Source organism: Agrobacterium sp. 22-209-1 (genome assembly GCF_053522485.1).
Map to the genome: position 1 here is coordinate 393,658 of NZ_JBNWCH010000003.1, position 18,931 is coordinate 412,588.

At 59.0% G+C, this 18,931-nt stretch carries 17 protein-coding genes; 9 read left to right on the top strand and 8 right to left on the bottom strand.

The window, feature by feature from the left end:
- Window positions 1–143: 143 nt before the first annotated feature.
- Window positions 144–1,046, bottom strand: a complete 903-nt coding sequence (locus ACQZ48_RS09760) for a choline ABC transporter substrate-binding protein (protein ID WP_374635826.1) — start codon at window positions 1,044–1,046, stop codon at window positions 144–146.
- An 8-nt stretch (window positions 1,047–1,054) separates the two neighbouring features.
- Between ACQZ48_RS09760 and ACQZ48_RS09765 the strand changes: the two genes are divergently transcribed.
- The 4 genes from ACQZ48_RS09765 (at window position 1,055) to ACQZ48_RS09780 (ending at window position 3,964) form a co-directional block, all read left to right on the top strand.
- Window positions 1,055–1,405: a hypothetical protein gene (locus ACQZ48_RS09765; protein WP_191217585.1), complete on the top strand. Its 351-nt coding sequence runs from the start codon at window positions 1,055–1,057 to the stop codon at window positions 1,403–1,405.
- 25 nt (window positions 1,406–1,430) lie between these two features.
- Window positions 1,431–2,012: a thymidine kinase gene (locus ACQZ48_RS09770; protein WP_077981541.1), complete on the top strand. Its 582-nt coding sequence runs from the start codon at window positions 1,431–1,433 to the stop codon at window positions 2,010–2,012.
- Window positions 2,013–2,125: 113 nt separating this feature from the next.
- Window positions 2,126–2,578: a pseudoazurin gene (locus ACQZ48_RS09775; protein ID WP_077981540.1), complete on the top strand. Its 453-nt coding sequence runs from the start codon at window positions 2,126–2,128 to the stop codon at window positions 2,576–2,578.
- A gap of 234 nt (window positions 2,579–2,812) precedes the next feature.
- On the top strand, window positions 2,813–3,964 hold the full coding sequence (locus ACQZ48_RS09780; protein ID WP_191217488.1) for a DUF2333 family protein: 1,152 nt from the start codon (window positions 2,813–2,815) through the stop codon (window positions 3,962–3,964).
- 30 nt (window positions 3,965–3,994) lie between these two features.
- Here ACQZ48_RS09780 and ACQZ48_RS09785 read toward each other — a convergent pair whose 3' ends face one another.
- Together ACQZ48_RS09785 and ACQZ48_RS09790 are read right to left on the bottom strand one after the other, a co-directional pair.
- Window positions 3,995–4,711, bottom strand: a complete 717-nt coding sequence (locus ACQZ48_RS09785; RefSeq protein ID WP_137410790.1) for a helix-turn-helix transcriptional regulator — start codon at window positions 4,709–4,711, stop codon at window positions 3,995–3,997.
- 100 nt (window positions 4,712–4,811) lie between these two features.
- The gene (locus tag ACQZ48_RS09790; RefSeq protein ID WP_077981537.1) at window positions 4,812–5,333 is read right to left on the bottom strand and encodes a TIGR00645 family protein; all 522 of its coding nucleotides are present in this window, start codon (window positions 5,331–5,333) and stop codon (window positions 4,812–4,814) included.
- A 342-nt stretch (window positions 5,334–5,675) separates the two neighbouring features.
- Between ACQZ48_RS09790 and ACQZ48_RS09795 the strand changes: the two genes are divergently transcribed.
- Entirely contained in the window at window positions 5,676–7,916 is a 2,241-nt protein-coding gene (locus ACQZ48_RS09795; RefSeq protein WP_374635820.1) for a TonB-dependent hemoglobin/transferrin/lactoferrin family receptor, read from the top strand.
- Window positions 7,917–7,972: 56 nt separating this feature from the next.
- On the opposite strand, the gene ACQZ48_RS09800 is transcribed toward ACQZ48_RS09795, so the two are convergent.
- Entirely contained in the window at window positions 7,973–8,896 is a 924-nt protein-coding gene (locus ACQZ48_RS09800) for an extensin family protein (protein ID WP_374635818.1), read from the bottom strand.
- Window positions 8,897–9,178: 282 nt separating this feature from the next.
- On the opposite strand from ACQZ48_RS09800, the gene ACQZ48_RS09805 reads away from it, so the two are divergent.
- On the top strand, window positions 9,179–11,368 hold the full coding sequence (locus tag ACQZ48_RS09805; RefSeq protein WP_448728766.1) for an anthranilate synthase: 2,190 nt from the start codon (window positions 9,179–9,181) through the stop codon (window positions 11,366–11,368).
- Window positions 11,365–11,877, top strand: coding sequence for a GNAT family N-acetyltransferase (locus tag ACQZ48_RS09810; RefSeq protein WP_170985537.1), 513 nt, complete (start codon window positions 11,365–11,367; stop codon window positions 11,875–11,877). Before ACQZ48_RS09805 ends, ACQZ48_RS09810 begins: the two co-directional genes overlap by 4 nt.
- Here the strand turns inward: ACQZ48_RS09810 and ACQZ48_RS09815 are convergent.
- Window positions 11,874–12,821 (bottom strand): HD-GYP domain-containing protein, encoded by a 948-nt coding sequence (locus ACQZ48_RS09815; protein ID WP_443388120.1) that lies wholly within the window; start codon window positions 12,819–12,821, stop codon window positions 11,874–11,876. The genes ACQZ48_RS09810 and ACQZ48_RS09815 overlap by 4 nt on opposite strands.
- 271 nt (window positions 12,822–13,092) lie before the next feature.
- Between ACQZ48_RS09815 and ade the strand changes: the two genes are divergently transcribed.
- Window positions 13,093–14,787: an adenine deaminase gene (ade, locus tag ACQZ48_RS09820; RefSeq protein WP_137410793.1), complete on the top strand. Its 1,695-nt coding sequence runs from the start codon at window positions 13,093–13,095 to the stop codon at window positions 14,785–14,787.
- Between the two features lie 66 nt (window positions 14,788–14,853).
- Here ade and ACQZ48_RS09825 read toward each other — a convergent pair whose 3' ends face one another.
- From ACQZ48_RS09825 to bglA, 3 genes are all read right to left on the bottom strand, one after another.
- On the bottom strand, window positions 14,854–15,405 hold the full coding sequence (locus ACQZ48_RS09825) for a hypothetical protein (protein ID WP_448728767.1): 552 nt from the start codon (window positions 15,403–15,405) through the stop codon (window positions 14,854–14,856).
- Window positions 15,406–15,710: 305 nt separating this feature from the next.
- Window positions 15,711–16,169 (bottom strand): aminoglycoside 6'-N-acetyltransferase, encoded by a 459-nt coding sequence (gene aac(6'), locus ACQZ48_RS09830; RefSeq protein ID WP_448728768.1) that lies wholly within the window; start codon window positions 16,167–16,169, stop codon window positions 15,711–15,713.
- On the bottom strand, window positions 16,166–17,830 hold the full coding sequence (gene bglA / locus ACQZ48_RS09835; protein ID WP_173989928.1) for a beta-galactosidase BglA: 1,665 nt from the start codon (window positions 17,828–17,830) through the stop codon (window positions 16,166–16,168). The genes aac(6') and bglA overlap by 4 nt, the downstream gene beginning before the upstream one ends.
- Before the next feature lie 156 nt (window positions 17,831–17,986).
- On the opposite strand from bglA, the gene ACQZ48_RS09840 reads away from it, so the two are divergent.
- On the top strand, window positions 17,987–18,907 hold the full coding sequence (locus tag ACQZ48_RS09840) for a sugar kinase (RefSeq protein ID WP_191217480.1): 921 nt from the start codon (window positions 17,987–17,989) through the stop codon (window positions 18,905–18,907).
- Window positions 18,908–18,931 lie beyond the last annotated feature (24 nt).

Genomic DNA, 18,931 nt, shown 5'->3' on the forward strand with positions numbered 1-18,931 from the left:
GGCAACAAAACTGCCGGACGCGGTGCTGGCGCATGACCTTCAATGTCTGAAAATTCACAGGCAAGGTCATGCATGGGCATCGTTATTTCCCGCTGATCCGGCCTGCCGCGCAGGCCGGATACAGTCATGCATCGTCTTGCGGCTTAGAGGCCGAGAGCTTTCTTGGCGGCAGGCAGGGCATCAGCGCTGCCGTCCTTGGTCTTGACATTGGCGAGCCAGGGCTCGATCGCCGTCGGATTGGCCTTCAGCCAGGCGGTTGCAGCCGCCTCACCCTCAAGGCCGTCATTCAGGATCTTGCCCATGATCTCGTTTTCCATGGGCAGGGAAAATTGCAGGTTCTTGAGGAAGGCGCCCACATTCGGGCATTCCTCGACGTAGCCCTTGCGGACATTGGTATAGATCGTCGCGCCACCGAGATTGGGGCCGAAGACATCGTCGCCGCCGGTCAGATAGGTCAGTTTGAAATTCGCATTCATGGGATGCGGTTCCCAGCCGAGGAAGACGATGGGCTCGCCGGATTTTTCAGCGCGGGCCACCTGGGAGAGCATACCCTGTTCGGACGACTCGACCACCTCGAACGACTTCAGACCGAAACTGTCCTTGGCCACCATGTCGAGAATCAGGCGATTGCCGTCATTGCCCGGCTCGATGCCATAGATCTTGCCGCCGAGTTCGGCGCTGTGGGTGGCGATGTCCTTGAAGTCCTTGATACCGAGTTCGGCGCCCTTGGCGTTGGTCGCCAGCGTGTATTTCGCGCCGGTCAGGTTTTCCCGTAGCGTCTCGACGGATTTGTCTTCGCGATAGGGCGCGATATCGCCTTCCATGGTCGGCATCCAGTTGCCGAGGAAGACGTCGATGTCCTTGTTTTTCAGGGATGTGTAGGTAACGGGTACGGAGAGAAGTTTGACGTCAGTTTCATAGCCAAGGCTTTTCAGAAGCACGGTGGCGGTCGCCGTTGTGGCGGTGATGTCGGTCCAGCCGACATCGGAAAAGCGCACTGTGCCACAGCTTGCCGGTTCCGCAGCACCGGCCGCACTGAACGTCATGGAGGAGATTGCTGCGGCCAGGGCCAGACAGCGGCTTCTATTTGCAAACATATGGCTTGCTCCCTGTTTTTCGTTCCCTTGCCATTATCAATATCTGCCGGACACAATCAACTCGCGCGCATTTGCGTGCTTTGGCGCACCGTTTGCGACAAAATCGTGAAAATGTCGGTATTCAGCGGAGCAATGTCGAAAAAGGACAGACCGTAGAAATCTGTGTTTTTCACATAGCCATACTTTTCAACCCGCCTCTTCGCCGTCAAAAGACGCTGAATGCAGCATTGGCTGGAAATCCGGGACCGATTGTGAAACACGGTGTGCCGATTGATGAGGCCGGAGCATTCAAACGCACGTCGGAATGATGAAACGGTGCTCCTGGAGTGGATAATGGCAAAACTCTATTTCAATTATTCGACGATGAATGCCGGCAAATCGACCATGCTGCTGCAGGCCTCCTATAATTATCAGGAGCGCGGCATGCGCACGCTGATTTTCACCGCTGCCTTTGACGACCGGGCCGGCGTCGGCCGTGTTGCTTCGCGCATCGGTCTGTCCTCCGACGCCCTGACCTTCGATGACAAAACCGACCTGTTCGCCGAGGTATCGGCCCTCACCGCCGAAGCGCCGGTCGCCTGCGTTTTTGTCGATGAAGCCAACTTTCTCTCCGAACACCATGTCTGGCAGCTTGCCGACATTGTCGACAGGCTGAACATCCCGGTCATGACCTACGGCCTGCGCACGGACTTTCAGGGCAAGCTCTTCCCCGCCTCGAAAGAACTGCTTGCCATTGCCGACGAGCTTCGCGAAATCCGCACCATCTGCCATTGCGGCCGCAAGGCGACGATGGTGGCCCGCTTCGACAGTGAAGGAAAGGTCGTGACGGAAGGCGCGCAGATCGATGTCGGCGGCAACGAGAAATATGTTTCCTTCTGCCGCCGCCACTGGGTGGAGACGTTCAAGGGGGAGTGAACATCTGCGTCCGGTTGCCGCATTTGATTTTCCGCAAAGATGGCCGCCCTGCTCCCGGGCTAAGACGACGGCGACACATTCGCGTGGATGTGCTTTCTCTCAGGAGCAAAACTATGCAGAACAGAACTGCCAAATTCGCCGGCCTCGCCATTCTCGCAGGTCTTTTCGCCTTTCCCGCCCTTGCTGCCGAAATCGAAGTGAAGATGCTCAACAAGGGCAGCGACGGCCAGGCGATGGTCTTCGAACCCGCAACCGTCAAGGCCGCCGTCGGCGACATCATCACCTTCGTCCCGGTCGACAAGGGCCATGATGCGGCCGCCGTGAAGGACATGATCCCCGAGGGCGTCGCAGACTTCAAGGGCAAGATGAACGAGACGGTGAAGGTGATCGTCGAGAAGGAAGGCGCCTACGTCGTCAAATGCACACCGCATCTCGGCATGGGCATGATCGCCCTTGTCGTCGTCGGCGATGCGGCGCCGGCCAATCTTGACGCCGTCAAGAACGGCAAACTGCCGAAAAAGGCGCGCGACCGCCTGAATGACGAGATCGCCAAGCTCGGCCTCTAACCACATATGCCTTCGGTTCCGCGGCGGCTGTTCCACAATCCGTGTGAAAAGCCATGACGGCCGGCGCGGACCGCAGGTTGAGAAAAGTTTCGCAATCATGTTGTATCCCGGTTGACCGGGACATATCTGGAAGACAGTAAATGACCGCGGCTTATACCAAGCGCCGAAGGGTGCGCGCGGACCGAGGTCTTTCTTCCGGCGTCCAGCCCCACGGGCAGAGGAGACTATGACGACATGATCGACCGGATCACCACCTGGATTCAGGCAGCCTTCAGCGCCATCGGCAGGACCGCCGGTCTTCTCGTCGCCTGGCTTCTGTGGCCCTTCATGGCCGCCCACGGCTGGTACAGCGGCCGCAACTGGCTCATCAAGGGCCCGATCGCCCTCATCGTCATTCTTCTTGCCGGCTTTTACGGATATTTCATCTGGCAAACCCAGGTCTGGACGAATTTCGACCCGGATTACGTCGCGCGCTACAAGCTTGAAGAGCGCACCGTGCCTGCCGGGCAGGAATTGCCGGCCGCCGCCCCGGCGGGCGGCGCAACGGGCGCCGCCGCAAACACATCCGCGCCGGTCTGCCAGCGTTCGGCCATCGTTGACGCGGCCGCCGACCTTACCGACTTCAACGTCAACCAGAATGCATGGATTTCCTCCATGCTGCTCTATCGCCTCGGCCTCTTCGGCATGGACTGGGACAGCACGCCGTTTCTGGACAACAAGGCGTCGTTCCAGCGCGGCGTAAACCAGGCCGTGCGCCGCACCTCGGTGGAACTGGTGGATACGCTCGGCCGCGTGCGCGGAACCTCCGGCATCAACAACAATCTCCAGGAAGCACGCGGGAACATGCAGTTCAGCGAATATTCCTGGTATTTCGGCCTCGATCCCTTCGGCCCGAAGACGCCGACCCCCAGCTATTACCGCGCCGCCATCCGCAGCTTCCAGGCCTTCAACGGCGAACTCACGGCCTGCAAGGCGGTTTTTGACACCCGCGCCGACAACCTGATCCAGTTCATCGACCGTATCGCCGGCGACATCGGTTCGACTTCGGCGATCCTTCGCGAACGTTCGGAAAACTATAATGGCGGCTGGTTCGATACCCGCGCCGATGACCGCTTCTGGTTCGCCTATGGCCAGCTTTACGGTTATTACGGCGTGCTTTCCGCGGCCGGATCGGACTTCGCGCAGGTCATCCGCGAGCGCAACCTGACCAACCTGTGGAACGACACGCTGTCGCAGACCCGCGCAGCTCTGCGCATACAGCCGGCGATCATTTCCAATGGTGAGGAAAGCGGCTGGATCATGCCCTCGCACCTCGCCACCATGGGATTTTACGTTTTACGGGTGCGCTCGAATCTCGTCGAGCTTCGCTCGGTTCTCGACCGGTAAGGCGAGGCCTGCCGGGAACGACAGGATCGATCAGTCTATCAGGCCAAGGCGTATGGTCTTGGCCACCAGCTGGGTGCGGTTGACGCAGTCGAGCTTGCGGATGGCGTTGTTCATATAGGCATTGACGGTATGTTCCGAGATGGACAGAAGCTCGGCTATCTCCACGGAGGTCTTTCCCTGCGCCGTCCAGCGCACCACATCGAGTTCACGCTTCGTCAGCGGCGATGGGCCTTTTGAGTTGGTGCGGCAAAGCCGGTCATAAACCTCCAGCGCATGCAGCACGATCATGCCCAGCTCGTTGAGCGCGGCTTGCGGCAGGAGATCGCGATCGCCCGCGAAATTCATCAGATGCCGGTTGCCGTACATGCCATGCACCGGCACCATCAGACCGGACGTAATGCCCATGCTGCTCAGCGAGGCCGCCGCATCCACCAGCGGTCCGCAGGCAATATCCGGATCCTGCAGCGACCAATATTGCGGCATCATCGACGACGCGCCGCGCTTGATGACGGGACAGTCCCCAAGCGCGCCATCCCTGGTCATTGCATTCACGACCCAGATGGGCAGGCTGCTTTCGACAACCGTCGGCAGGGCATAGGCATTCTGGCCGTCGGGCAACCGCAACAGGGTCACATAGGCGTAACCGAAGGCGCGCATCACTTCCCGCAGCGCCTCCAGCCATTGGGATTTGTCGGCGGCAGCCGACAGATCGCTGCAAAGCCTGGCCTGACGCTCCGTCTTCACCATTCACACACCCCCGCCACCCCGGGACGCAGCGCCCGGAGCGAGAAACATGCTGCATGGCCAGAACGGGGTTGCGACCTTCATATCGGCTGGACCACCCTGATCAAAGCACCGGCTTTTCGGATTTGCCTTTCGGCTTGGCCATCAGTTTTTCCAGGAAACCGAGCATGACCGCCGAGACGACAAAAGCCAGATGAATGATGGTGAACCACATCAACTTGCTGTCCGAATATTGACTGGCGTTGAGGAAGATTTGCAGCAGGTGGATCGACGAGATCGCCACGATCGACGACGCGACCTTGATCTTCAGGCTGCCGGAATCGAGCTTGCCCAGAAAGGAAACCTCGGCATCGGCATCGTCGAAGCGGCTGACGAAGTTCTCGTAACCGGAAATCATCACCATGACGATCAGGCTGGCAACCAGCGCCGCATCGATCAGACCCAGCATGGCGAGGATCATGTCCGCTTCGTCATAGGTGAAAACGTTCTTGGCAACTTTCAGAAACTTGAGCGCGAAGGAAAACGCATAAACCGCCAGCGCCGCGACGAGCCCGAGATAAAAAACGACGAGCAACCAGCGGCTGGAGAGGATGATCCGCTCAACGAGCAGTTCAAGAGACTTCATTTCCGTATCCGATTAATAGTCCATTTATTGTACCGCCATGTAAACTGGCTGCGAATGTCCTAGCAAGCCGCCATGTCCGGACTTTGACCATACCGTGGCGTTTTCGCACCTATTCACCGATCAGGTCCGAGAACGGATAAGCGTCATATTTTTGCAACATGCCGTTATGCTTTAAAACATGATTGGAAAAGTCATATATAATATGTTGACAGTTATCATCATGTTTTTTAGTCCTCGCTTATCGGCTCGCCCGTAACAATCAAAACAGTTTCAGCCGCAGCGGCAAGTGCGGCGTGCCTTCGCACGCCGCGGCCCGTTCGCGCGCCTACCTGGGGGTAATTAATGTCCATTTCGCGCACGCATTCCGCGCTGCTTTTGTGCACTGCCATCTCTCTTCTGCCGCTTGCCGGCCCCGCCCTGGCACAGAATGCCGCGTCGCAGGCGGACGGCGCCACCACGCTTGAAAGGATCGTCGTCAAGGGCAAGCGTGTCAAAAGCGTCAATGCCGCCGCTGACACGCCGCTGGCGAGCCAGACGACAGCGGAAGACATCCGCAAAAAAGACATCGGCAGCATCAAGGACCTCGGCAACAGCACGGAACCGGGCGTCGATTACGTCGATGCCAAGCCCGGCCGGCCCGGCGGCCTGTTCATTCGCGGCCTCGGCGGCGCGCGTGTCGTCACCTTGATCGACAATATTCCCGTTCCCTTCTTCGAAAACTTCGCCCGGCGGGGTCAGGCCACGACCACCCTCAGCAATACGAATTCGAGCTTCGATTTTTCCTCGCTCTCGACGGTCGATGTGGTGCGCGGTGCAGATTCCAGCCGTATCGGCTCCGGTGCTCTCGGCGGCGCGCTGGTGCTGCGCACGCTCGAGCCGGAAGACCTGATCGGCGAAGGCAAGGACTGGGGCGGTGTGGCAAAGACCACCTATGACAGCGAAGACAGAAGCGTGGGCGGATCGCTCGCTGTCGCCAAGAAGATCGAGAATACGTCAGTTCTGTTCCAGGGCTCCTACAAGCGCGGCAACGAGACAGACAACAAGGGCACGGCCGATATCTACGGAACACGCCGCACCAAGCCAAACCCCGCCGACACCTACGAAAGCAACCTGATGTTCAAGATCCGGCAGGATCTGGAGGGCGGTCACAGCATCGGTCTGACGGCCGAGCGTTATTCGCTGCGAAACCGCAGCGACATGAAGACGCTGCAGGGCGTGAGCGTTTCAGGCTCGACCTACCGGATCGGCGACTACCGGGGCTACGAGGATACTGAGCGTGATCGCGTATCGCTCGATTACGAATACGAAGCGCCCTCGACCGACGGCGTGATCGACGCCGCCAATCTTTCGCTCTACTGGACGCGTCTTTCAAAGGAATCCGGCGCCGGTGACCGCCTGACCAATAATTCGCTCTATATTCGCGAAGACAGCATGCGCAACAGCGCCTTCGGCATCGTCGGCGGCCTTGAATCCGGTTTCGAGCTTGGCGGCGTGCAGCACACGGTCCGTTACGGCGGCAATGCCATGACCACCGATTTCAGCCAGGAACTTTACGCCAACACGGCCGGCGTGACGTCTTCCTCCCAGTCGGACATGCCTGACGTGAGCGGCAAGAGCCTCGGCCTTTATCTCGATGACGAAATCGCCTTCGGCAACGGCTTCCGCCTGACCCCCGGCCTGCGCTTCGATTCCTATGACTACGACCCGGACGGCTCGGTTTCGAGCAACAGCGGCTACAGAACGTTTGGCCTGCCGACCGGCAATAGCGGCTCGCGCTTCTCGCCGAAGCTGCTCGCGACCTATGACGTCACGCCGGAACTGCAACTCTTCGCCCAATGGTCGATGGCCTATCGCGCCCCAACGATTAACGAACTCTACCTGAACTTCTCCAACGTCAGCTCCGGTTACGCGGTGGTCGGCAATTCCGCCCTCAATCCCGAGACCAGCAACGGTTTCGAAATCGGCGCGAACTACGCCTCCGGCGACCTGACGGGAAGCCTGACGCTATTCCACAACAAGTACAAGAACTTCATCGAGCAGTACACGACCTCGACGACGCTCTTCCCCGGCTTCGGTGGCAGGGGCAACGGATCGCTCTTCACCTATCGCAACCGTAACAACGTCGAAATATCAGGTGTCGAAGCCAAGGTCCGCAAGGATCTCGCAAACGGCTTCTTCGCCCATGCTTCGCTCGCTTACGCCTATGGCAAGGACACCGACACCAACGAATTCATTCGCACGGTCGCGCCCTTCAAATCCGTTGTCGGCATCGGCTACGAGCAGGACGTCTGGGGCACGGAACTGACCGGTGTCTTCTCCTCCGGCATGCGTGACGACAGGGTGGCCAACACCTTCGACGCCCCCGGCTACGGCGTCTTCAACCTGACCGGCTGGTGGGAACCGGAACAGACCAAGGGCCTGCGCATCCAGGCCGGCATCTACAATCTGTTCGACAGGAAATACTGGAATGCCGTCGGTGTTCGCGACGTGAACCCGAATTCCGTCAGCACCGTCAACCAGCCGGTGGACTTCTATACGGAAGCCGGACGCACCTTCAAAATCTCTCTGACCCAGAAATTCTAAAACCGGGCAGAAACATCATCTCCAGTCGGGGCGGCCTTCGGGTCGCCCCTTTTTTGTCAGCGGCAATAGAGATAGCCGCCTTTTCGCTCCAGCACGTCGAGATGCAGGTGATCCTGATGGGTGGCGTCGCTGCCGGGAGAAAGAACCGTGCGGAAGAATAGGCAGGCGGCGGCGGTAATCGTGCGCTGGAAAGCGCCTTCCGGCGTCCCGTCCTCGACCCGCGGCTTCATCACCAGCGGCTCGCCCTTATCGAAGGCGATCGTGGAAATATCGACGGCATTGCCCTTGGCATGTTCGGAAATCTTGCCGTTTTCCGCGCTGTTGCGGTTGCGGCAGATATAGGTCGAGGCATTGGCGATAGACGTCACCTTTTTTTCCGGCATTGCCAGAGCCGCAGCCGGCAGCATCATCTCCTTTGTCCAGCGGGAAAGGGCAAGCGCGGTTTCGCAGCGCATGGTGCCCGAAGGTTCCAGCTTGATGCCGGGCAGAACCACGGAAAGCTCGACAGGCGCTTCGATGCCGCACCCCGGCTCCGCATCGCGGATCGGCTCAAGCTGTTTGAATTCCGCACCGATATCCTTCAACGCGCCAAGGCATGCCTGAAGCGCGGCCGGATCTTCCGGCCTCACCGGCTCGGGCGGCTTCTCTTCCGGTTTTGCGGCGTCACCATCCGGTTTCCGTTGTTCGCCCTCCTCTTTGCTCTCACCCGCCTTGTTCTCCACGCCTTTCTTGCTGTCATCGGGTCCCTTGTCTTCCGGCGTCATGCCGTCATCCGGTTTCCGCTCTTCCGGGACCTGCGGCTTCGGGGCCGGTTTCGGCGCTTCCGCCGGGCTTTGCGGCGGCTCGTCCGATGGCTTTTCCGAGGGAGTGGCAGGTTGCCCCTCACCCGGTTTCGGTTGCGGCACCGGCACCTGCGCCGGCGGTTCAGAGGCGGAAATCAATGCGAGGGTGGTTACCAGAAGACAGAGGCGATGAAGCATTTTATGGGGCACTCCTGACCGTTTCGGCAGGAGTGCAACGCCGCCACGGCCCGTAAGGTTCATTCCCTCACCGAAATCCGCTTGCAAAGGCGGATCGTGCGCGCTAACAATTTTCCTATGAACCTCGTGTCTAAGAACATTGCTAACTGGTGGTGGGGCAGCTTTTCGCGGCCTTGACCAGTCATGTCTTTAGACAAAGTCCAAGCCGCCCGAATTTTCAGGCGGCTTTTTTGTTATTATGCCGCCTGTCATCGGGCCTGAACAACGGGAAGTATGAGAGAAATGGTAACGATCATTCAGGATGACGGAGCGGAAACCTACGAGACGAAAGGCGGCATTAAGGTCAGCCGAAAGCGTCGGCCCGCCGATTACGCCAGCGCCATCGATAATTATATCGAAAAGCTCGATTCCCATCGCGGCGCGGTTTTTTCGTCCAACTATGAATATCCAGGCCGTTACACCCGCTGGGATACAGCCATTATCGATCCGCCGCTCGGCATTTCCTGTTTCGGCCGCAAGATGTGGATCGAGGCCTATAATGGTCGCGGCGAAGTGCTGCTCGATTTCATCACGGAAAAGCTGAAGACAACGCCCGACCTTACCCTCGGCGCCGCCTCGACCCGCCGCCTTGATCTCACCGTCAACGAACCGGACCGCGTTTTCACCGAAGAAGAACGCTCGAAAATCCCGACCGTCTTCACCGCACTGCGCGCCATCGTCGACCTCTTTTATTCGAATGCGGATTCGGCCATCGGCCTGTTCGGTGCCTTCGGTTACGATCTCGCCTTCCAGTTCGACGCGATCAAGCTGTCGCTGGCGCGGCCGGAAGATCAGCGCGACATGGTGCTGTTTCTGCCGGACGAAATCCTCGTCGTTGACCACTATTCTGCCAAGGCCTGGATCGACCGCTACGATTTCGAAAAGGGCGGCGTGACGACGGACGGCAAGTCCTCCGACATCACACCCGATCCGTTCAAGACCACCGATACCATCCCGCCCAAGGGCGATCACCGTCCGGGCGAGTATTCCGAACTGGTCGTGAAGGCCAAGGAAAGCTTCCGCCGCGGCGACCTGTTCGAGGTCGTGCCCGGACAGAAGTTCATGGAGCGCTGCGAAAGCAATCCGTCGGCGATTTCGCGTCGTCTGAAGGCGATCAACCCCTCGCCCTATTCCTTCTTCATCAATCTCGGCCATCAGGAATATCTGGTCGGCGCTTCGCCGGAAATGTTTGTGCGCGTCTCCGGCCGCCGCATCGAGACCTGCCCGATCTCAGGCACCATCAAGCGCGGCGACGACCCGATTGCCGACAGCGAGCAGATCTTGAAGCTGCTCAATTCGAAGAAGGACGAATCCGAACTCACCATGTGCTCGGATGTGGACCGTAACGACAAGAGCCGCGTCTGCGAGCCGGGTTCGGTGAAGGTTATCGGCCGCCGCCAGATCGAGATGTATTCGCGCCTCATCCACACGGTGGACCACATTGAAGGCCGCCTGCGTGACGATATGGACGCCTTTGACGGCTTCCTCAGCCACGCCTGGGCCGTCACCGTCACCGGTGCCCCGAAACTCTGGGCCATGCGCTTCATCGAAGGCCATGAAAAGAGCCCGCGCGCCTGGTATGGCGGCGCAATCGGCATGGTCGGCTTCAACGGCGACATGAATACGGGGCTCACGCTGCGCACCATCCGCATCAAGGACGGCATCGCCGAGGTGCGCGCCGGCGCGACGCTGCTCAACGATTCCAATCCGCAGGAAGAAGAAGCCGAAACCGAACTGAAGGCGTCGGCCATGATATCGGCCATTCGCGATGCAAAAGGCGCCAACTCCGCCGCCACCAAGCGCGACGCCGCCAAGGTGGGCACCGGCGTGAAGATCCTGCTCGTCGACCACGAAGACAGTTTCGTGCATACGCTGGCGAATTATTTCCGCCAGACGGGTGCCACGGTCTCGACCGTCAGATCACCGGTCGCAGCCGACGTGTTCGATCGCTTCCAGCCCGATCTCGTCGTGCTCTCTCCCGGACCGGGCAGCCCGACGGATTTCGACTGCAAGGCGACGATCAAAGCCGCCCGCGCCCGTGACCTGCCGATCTTCGGCGTCTGCCTGGGTCTTCAGGCACTGGCGGAAGCCTATGGCGGCGAGCTGCGCCAGCTGGCCGTGCCGATGCACGGCAAGCCCTCGCGCATCCGTGTACTTGAGCCCGGCCTCGTCTTCTCCGGTCTCGGCAAGGAAGTGACGGTCGGTCGTTACCATTCGATCTTCGCCGATCCCGCCACCCTGCCGCGTGATTTCATCATCACCGCGGAAAGCGAGGATGGCACGATCATGGGCATAGAACACGCCAAGGAGCCGGTGGCCGCCGTTCAGTTCCACCCGGAATCGATCATGACGCTCGGCCAGGACGCCGGCATGCGCATGATCGAAAACGTTGTGGTGCATCTGACCCGCAAGGCGAAGACCAAGGCTGCATGATGCCGGCTGGCGACGCCATCAGCATCGAACCCATCCGGGCAGAGCACGTTGAAAGCTTTCACCGTGCTCTCGATGCGGTGTCGCGCGAGCGGAAGTACCTGAGCTTCCTGGAGGCGCCGCCGCTCGAAGCGGTCCGCACCTTCGTTCTCGACATGATCGAAAACGACCATCCGCAATTCGTGGCGATTGCGGATGGCAAAGTGATTGGCTGGTGCGATATCCGCCGCCAGGACAGAGCGACCCGCGCCCATTGCGGCACGCTCGGCATGGGTATCCTGCCTGCCTATCGGGACAAGGGACTGGGTGGACGACTGATGCGGCGGACGCTCGATGCCGCCCGCGAATTCGGGCTGCATCGTGTCGAACTGAGCGTGCATGCGGACAACGCGAGAGCCATTGCACTTTATGAAAAGATCGGCTTTGTGCATGAAGGCCGGGCCCGGGATGCCGTTCTGATCGACGGACGTTACATCGACAGCCTCAATATGGCGATCATCTTCGGCAACTAACCCCTCGGCAGCGAGGCGGAAATGCACAGCGCGAATTTCTTCAGCAGCTGAATGTCGAAATGCCCTTCCCGACGCAGCATCCAGGTTAACGCATCATTCGCAGTCCACGGCTTCTTGTAGGGCCTGACCGAGGTGATGGCGTCATAGACGTCGCAAATCGCCGCGATACGCGCATAGAGGCTGATCTGGCTGCCCGCACGGCCGCTCGGATAACCGCCCCCATCCATCCGCTCATGATGATTGAAACAGACATCGAGCAGCATCTCCGGCATCTGCGCGTTGCGCGACAATATATCTCGGCCGAATGCGGGGTGGAGATTGATGATTTGCCGCTCGCTGGCGCTCAACCCTTCCGCCTTGTTGAGGATCGATGAAGGAATTTCCACCTTGCCGATATCATGTAGCAACCCGCTGATACCGAGCAGATTGACAGTTGCCCTGTCGAGCCCGAGATAATTTCCGAAAAGGATCATCAGCCCGCTGACGGAGACGGAGTGCACAAACGTCGTTTCGTCTTTGGATTTCAATCGGGTGACCCCGATGAAAATCGCCGGGTTCGACTGCACGGCGTCGGAAATCCTACCCGCTGCCGTCGCCATGCTTGTCAACGAGACACCGCCACCGGTTTCCGCAACCGCAAAGATTTCCGCAACCGCATCGGCTGCCAAACGCACGGCATGGCTGATCACAGCGGTGGTCTCTGGGGAACTGTCCGTTTTCATTGTCGCCGGTCCGCCAACACCCGACCTTGCTTCGACATCGTTTCCCCTGGCGGTATTGATGACGATGCTTTCCGCGCCGCTCGCTTTCAGCTGGCGCACCCCATCCTCATGCCGCAGGAGAAAGCGATGTCGTTGCATAATCTGCCGGTTCGACGCCGTTCCCTCGACCGCCTCGATAAACATGCCAACAGTTAATTGCCGGGTGGAAATTCGCTTCAACATCAGACGCTTTTATTTTCCTTCCCGGGAATGTTAACGTGGCCCGCTATTGATAAAGGCCGACATAAACCAGCCTCCAGATGGACAAATATAAGCCCGTTAAAATATTCAAGTATGCAACACTAAACATAACATAGCACAAATATGAAAATTATTTACTCAGGATATATTTAAAATACGAAGAATCAATACGAACACACCAAGAAACAACCCAAGAATGTAAATACTGAAAATTCTCGCATATGACGCAAACCAGAAGTCGAAGAAGAGCCGCATGAATTCGAAACTTGAAACGCGCATCGATCAGGGTACGGGCCGCGAACCGGCAGATATGGTTCTCAAAGGCGGGCGATTCTTCGACCTGGTGACCGGGGAACTTGTTGCTTCGGACATTGCTATTTGCGGCGATACTGTCGTTGGCACATGTGGAGACTACAAGGGTCGGCGGGAAATCGATATTTCCGGCAAAATCGTCGTTCCCGGCTTCATCGATACGCATCTCCATATCGAATCGTCGCTCGTTACACCGCATGAATTCGACCGCTGCGTTTTACCCTATGGCGTTACCACCGCCATTTGCGACCCGCATGAGATTGCCAATGTTCTCGGCGTTGAGGGGCTTCAGTTCTTCCTCGACAGCGCCATGGAAACCATCATGGACATCCGGGTGCAGCTCTCCTCCTGCGTGCCCGCCACCCACCTTGAAACCGCTGGCGCCGATCTGCCCATCGAAAAACTGCTACCGTTCCGAAATCATCCGAAGGTCATCGGGCTTGCCGAATTCATGAATTTTCCGGGCGTCATCCACAAGGACCCGGTGTGCATGGCAAAGCTGGAGGCCTTTCAGGGCCAGCATATCGATGGGCATGCGCCGCTTCTCTCCGGCACGGCGCTGAACGGCTATCTTGCCGCCGGCATCCGCACTGAACATGAATGCACGAGCGCGGCTGAGGCGTTGGAGAAAATCCGCAAGGGCATGCATATTCTGGTGCGCGAAGGCTCGGTCTCGAAGGACCTGCACGCCCTGATGCCGATCATCACCGAGCGCCTCTCGCCCTATCTGGCGCTCTGCACAGATGACCGCAACCCGCTCGATATCGCCGAACAGGGCCATCTCGACTATATGATCCGCACGGCGATCGCCAGCGGCGTGGAACCGCTCGCCATCTACCGCGCCGCCTCGATTTCCGCCGCAAAAGCCTTTGGCCTGCGCGACCGCGGCCTTGTCGCACCGGGGTGGCGCGCCGATCTCGTGGTCATCGACAGCCTGCAGAACTGCAAGGCCAGCATGGTGCTTTCCGGCGGCCGGATCGTCGATGACGCGCTGTTTGCCACCCGCAAACCGGTCGCACCCGTCGGCCTTGACAGCGTCAAGGCAAGACCCGTTCTCGCCTCGCATTTCGGCGTGCCGGTCACAGAGGGCGAAAGCCCCGTCATGGGCGTGCTTCCCGGCAAGATCATTACCGAACACCGCCGCTACAAGCTGCCAACGGACGGCAACCAGACCACCGTCGATCTTGCGAACGACATCATCAAGGTCGCCGTCATCGAACGCCACGGCAAGAACGGCAATCACGCCAATGGCTTCGTTCAGGGCTTCGGCCTGAAAAAAGGCGCCATCGCCTCCACCGTCGGCCATGACAGCCACAATATCTGCGTTGTCGGCGTCAGCGAAGACGACATGGCGCTGGCCGCTAACCGGCTCGGCGAAATCAAGGGCGGCTTCGTGGTGGTGGAAGACGGCCGGGTGACGGGCGAGATCGCTTTGCCCGTCGCCGGGTTGATGAGCCTAGAACCCTACGAGACCGTTCGAGATACGCTGCACACGCTCAGAAAAGCAGCCTATGCGCTCGGCACGACACTGGAAGAACCTTTCCTGCAGGTCGCCTTCCTGCCCCTGCCCGTCATCCCGCATCTGAAGATTTCCGATATGGGTATGGTGGATGTGGACAGGTTTACACTGATCTGACGGAGGCTTGCCGACCGGAGACAGCGGAAAGCGCTCAATCCGCGTTTCGAGGCCGCGAGAGCGGCCTCATGCTTTCGTCTCCGAAGGCCAGGTGACGTAATAATATTTGCCCGCGACCCTGCCAAAATAGGCGTGTTTTCCTGTCGAATTGTCGACATAGCTGCCGCTTCCATCCCTGGAGAGCGCGCCGTCTTCGCTGCGCTTCAGCTGCGTATTGAGAAAATCCACCCAGTTGGTCTTGGCAATGTCAGTGGCTGTCGTCGGTTTGCCGTTTTTCTGGTTCGGGTCCCACGCATTGATCGTTTTGCCCTGAGTGGGGTTCGAAACCTGCAAGGCCCCACGCTCGAGAGCACTCATCATCGACCGGGCGCGCAGATATTGCGCCGGATCGTCCCCCGCCAGGGAAAGCTTGGCCCTCAGATTCCGCATGAAGTCGGGCGATGCGATATAGTCGGCTGACGAGGTTTTGGGGGCTGGTTTCGGTGTTGATGCGCGGGCTGCCGATTGTCCGGAAAGGAAGACCTCTCGGATGGATGGAGGCGCGGCCTTGGCTTTGGCGCGCGACGAGGTGGAATTCGCGGTATTGGGCTGATTGAAATTCTTGATTGAAACGGACATGACAATCCCTGCTTCACCTTATGGGTGGAGACCGAAAAATCTGTAGGTTTCAATAATTAATACTGGAAGCTTGCCCAAGGCTCGCCAACAGCGAAGTAAATGTGAAAAAATTAATGAAAAATTTTCATTAATACGAATATATTTGTGTTTTAATATTTAATTAGTTCAAATTTAACCCATCATATATTAATCAATACTTAAATATTACTATTCACCATCCAAAACGCGATCATGGCGCCGCATTTGATCGTCAGAACGCACCCGCAATGTCTGATATTATTCCATCGCCGAAGAGCGCAGGGAGGTCATGAACCCAAAGGCAGGGACTTGCGAAAATAAACCACCCGCTGCGTTTCCTCAAATCCCAGCGCCGCATGCATGCGGTGTGAATCGACATTGGAAATGTCGGCATCGGAAGCAAGTTCGCTCACACCCTTGCTGGTCGCCCAACGGGTTACTTCGGCAATCAAAGCAGCCGCAACGCCCTGTTTGCGAAAGGCCTCTTCCACATAAACGCCTTCGAGAAACGCCACGGGTGAGGTGTCGCATCCGTTGACATAATCATGCCGCAGGCTGGCTTCGGCAAAACCGATGGCCATGCCCGCCGGATCATAGGCAATAAATCCAACTTCATTGTCGGAGATGTCCTGCAACTCCACCCGGTGTTCGGCGGGTGAAGCATCCGGCCACAAGCGGTGCCGCAGAAGCGACCACTCATCGAGCGATGCTTCGCCAGCCGCCTCGATGGCAAATTGCCCGCTCATGCAACGACCCCGCAAAACACATCCAGCCCCTCGAGCTTCACGATCCCCGCATCGAATAACGGTGCGAAACCCGGCATCGGCAGTATATCGGTGACCCGCATGGCCTTCGGTATCGGGAATTCCACCGCCTCACGGGTGAGGTTGAAAACGAAGAGCAGTTTTTCATCGCCCTTCTGGCGCGTGAAGGCCAGCACGTCGAGATTGGTCTTGATAAAGTGCATATCGCCATCGCGCAGTGCGCCGTGACCTTTGCGGAAGGACAAAACCGCGCGGTAATGGTTCAGAACCGAGTCCGGCTTGCGCTCCTGCGCATCCACAGCCTGCATGGCATGAACATAGGGCACCGGCAGCCACGGCTTTTCAGCGCTGGAAAAACCGGCATTCGGCTTGCCTGTCTCCCACACCATCGGCGTGCGGCATCCGTCCCGCCCCTTAAAGGCGGGCCAGAAGCGGATGCCGTAGGGATCGCGCAGATCCTCGAAAGCAAGTTCCGCCTCGGTCAGACCCAGCTCCTCTCCCTGATAGAGACATATGGAACCGCGCAGGCTGGCGAGAACGCAGATGGCAAGCTTCGCCACCCGCACCTGCTCCTCCGCACTTTCGGAAAAACGGCTGAGGTGACGCACCACATCATGGTTGGAAAAGGCCCAGCACACCCAGCCATCCGTCACCACCTTGCCGAAGGTCTCGACCGAGGCGCGCAGATGCTTCGCGCTGAAATCCGGCCCCAGCAGGTCGAAAGTGTAGCACATGTTGAGCTTGTCATTGCCGGACGTATAGGCCGCCACCGTCTTCAGCGACCGCGCCCCGTCTCCCACCTCACCCACCGTGGCGCGGCCCTCATAGTCGTCGAGCAGCGCGCGAAAACGCTTGAGGAAGGCCACGTTTTCCGGCCGCGTCTTGTCGTACAGATGGTCCTGCATGCCATAGGGATTGACGTCGGAAGCATCGAGACCGAAACTTTCCTCGTCGAAAAGCGGCGGGTTGTCGCGCAAAAGCCTGTCATGGAAATAATGGTTGACGGTATCGAGCCGGAAACCGTCAACGCCGCGATCCAGCCAGAAACGCACGGTTTCGAGAAGCGCATCCTGCACATCCGGATTATGGAAATTGAGATCCGGCTGCGAGGCGAGGAAGCTGTGCATGTAATATTGCTTGCGCACGCCGTCCCATTCCCATGCCGGCCCGCCGAAGACGGAAAGCCAGTTGGTGGGTGCGGTGCCATCCGGCTTGGGATTGGCCCAGACATACCAGTCGGCCTTGCTGTTGGTGCGGCTCGCTCGGCTGTCCACGAACCAGGGATGCTGGTCCGACGTGTGCGAGATGACCTGATCGATGATGACCTTCAGCCCCAGCCGGTGCGCCTCGGCCATCAGCGCGTCGAAATCGGCAAGCGTGCCGAACATCGGATCGACATTGCAATAATCGGAAACGTCATAGCCCATATCGGCCATGGGCGAGGTGAAGAAGGGCGAGAGCCAGATGCCATCGACGCCGAGCGAGGCGATATAGGGCAGACGTTTCGTCACTCCGGCAAGATCGCCATAGCCGTCGCCGGTCGTATCCTGAAACGAGCGCGGATAGACCTGATAGATCACCGCTCCCTTCCACCAGTCCGATTGTGCTTGAGATTTGTGGACCGGGGCATGGGGCAGTGTCATCGGCGATCTCCTGAGGGCGTCACGCCGGGAGAATATAAAGCCCTTGCGCCCGCGTAAACCGGAACTTCGCACATGCACAAACGGCGACAACCGCCCTTGTCAGCGGCGCGCACTCGTCGTAAGCCGCATGGCTGGAAAAAACGGGAGGATGACGGCGTGGGCGGACGGTTTCTGTCGATTGGCGAATGCATGGTGGAACTGTCGCAGGCCGGCAACGGGCTGCTGCGCAAGGGTTTTGCCGGCGATACGTTCAATACCGCCTGGTATGCCCGGGCTTGTCTGCCGCAAGACTGGTCCGTCGATTATTTTACCGCGCTCGGCGACGATCCGCTTTCGGAAGACATGCTCACCTTCATCGCGGATGCCGGCATCGGCACGGAGACAATCCGCCGCATCAAGGGCGGCACGCCCGGCCTTTACCTCATCAACCTGAAGGACGGCGAGCGCACCTTCAGTTACTGGCGCAACGCCGCCGCCGCAAGGCAGCTTGCCACTGACGCGGACCACCTGCGCAAAACGGTCGAGAGTGCCGATGTGGTCTATTTCTCCGGTATCACGCTCGCCGTTCTCGCCTCCGCCCATGATGTCGATACGTTCCTCGCCGAACTGCGCCGCGCCAAGGCGGCGGGCAAGCTGGTGGTCTTCGATCCCAACATTCGCCCGCGCCTGTGGGCGGACAGGGATACGATGCTCGAAACCATCTCCAACGGTGCGCGCGCCGCAACGCTTGTCATGCCGAGCTTCGATGACGAGGCCAGCCATTTCGGCGATGTGTCCGTGGAAGCGACCATCGACCGCTACCGTTCACTTGGCGTTGAAAACATCGTCGTGAAGGACGGCGCCAAGGGCGCGACGCTCGATTTCGGCGGCAGTCGCACTCACGCCCCGGCGGTGAAAGCCGTGGACGTGGTGGATACGACAAGCGCCGGCGACAGCTTCAACGGCGCCTTCCTCGCCCGTTACGTGACCGGCAGCTCTTCCGAAGAGGCCGCCACCTTCGCGGCAAGGGCTGCGGCAACCGTCATCGGCCACCATGGCGCGCTGATCAGCCCCGAGTTGCTTCCACTGGTGGGATAGGGCTCGCCACACTGCGCGAACGTG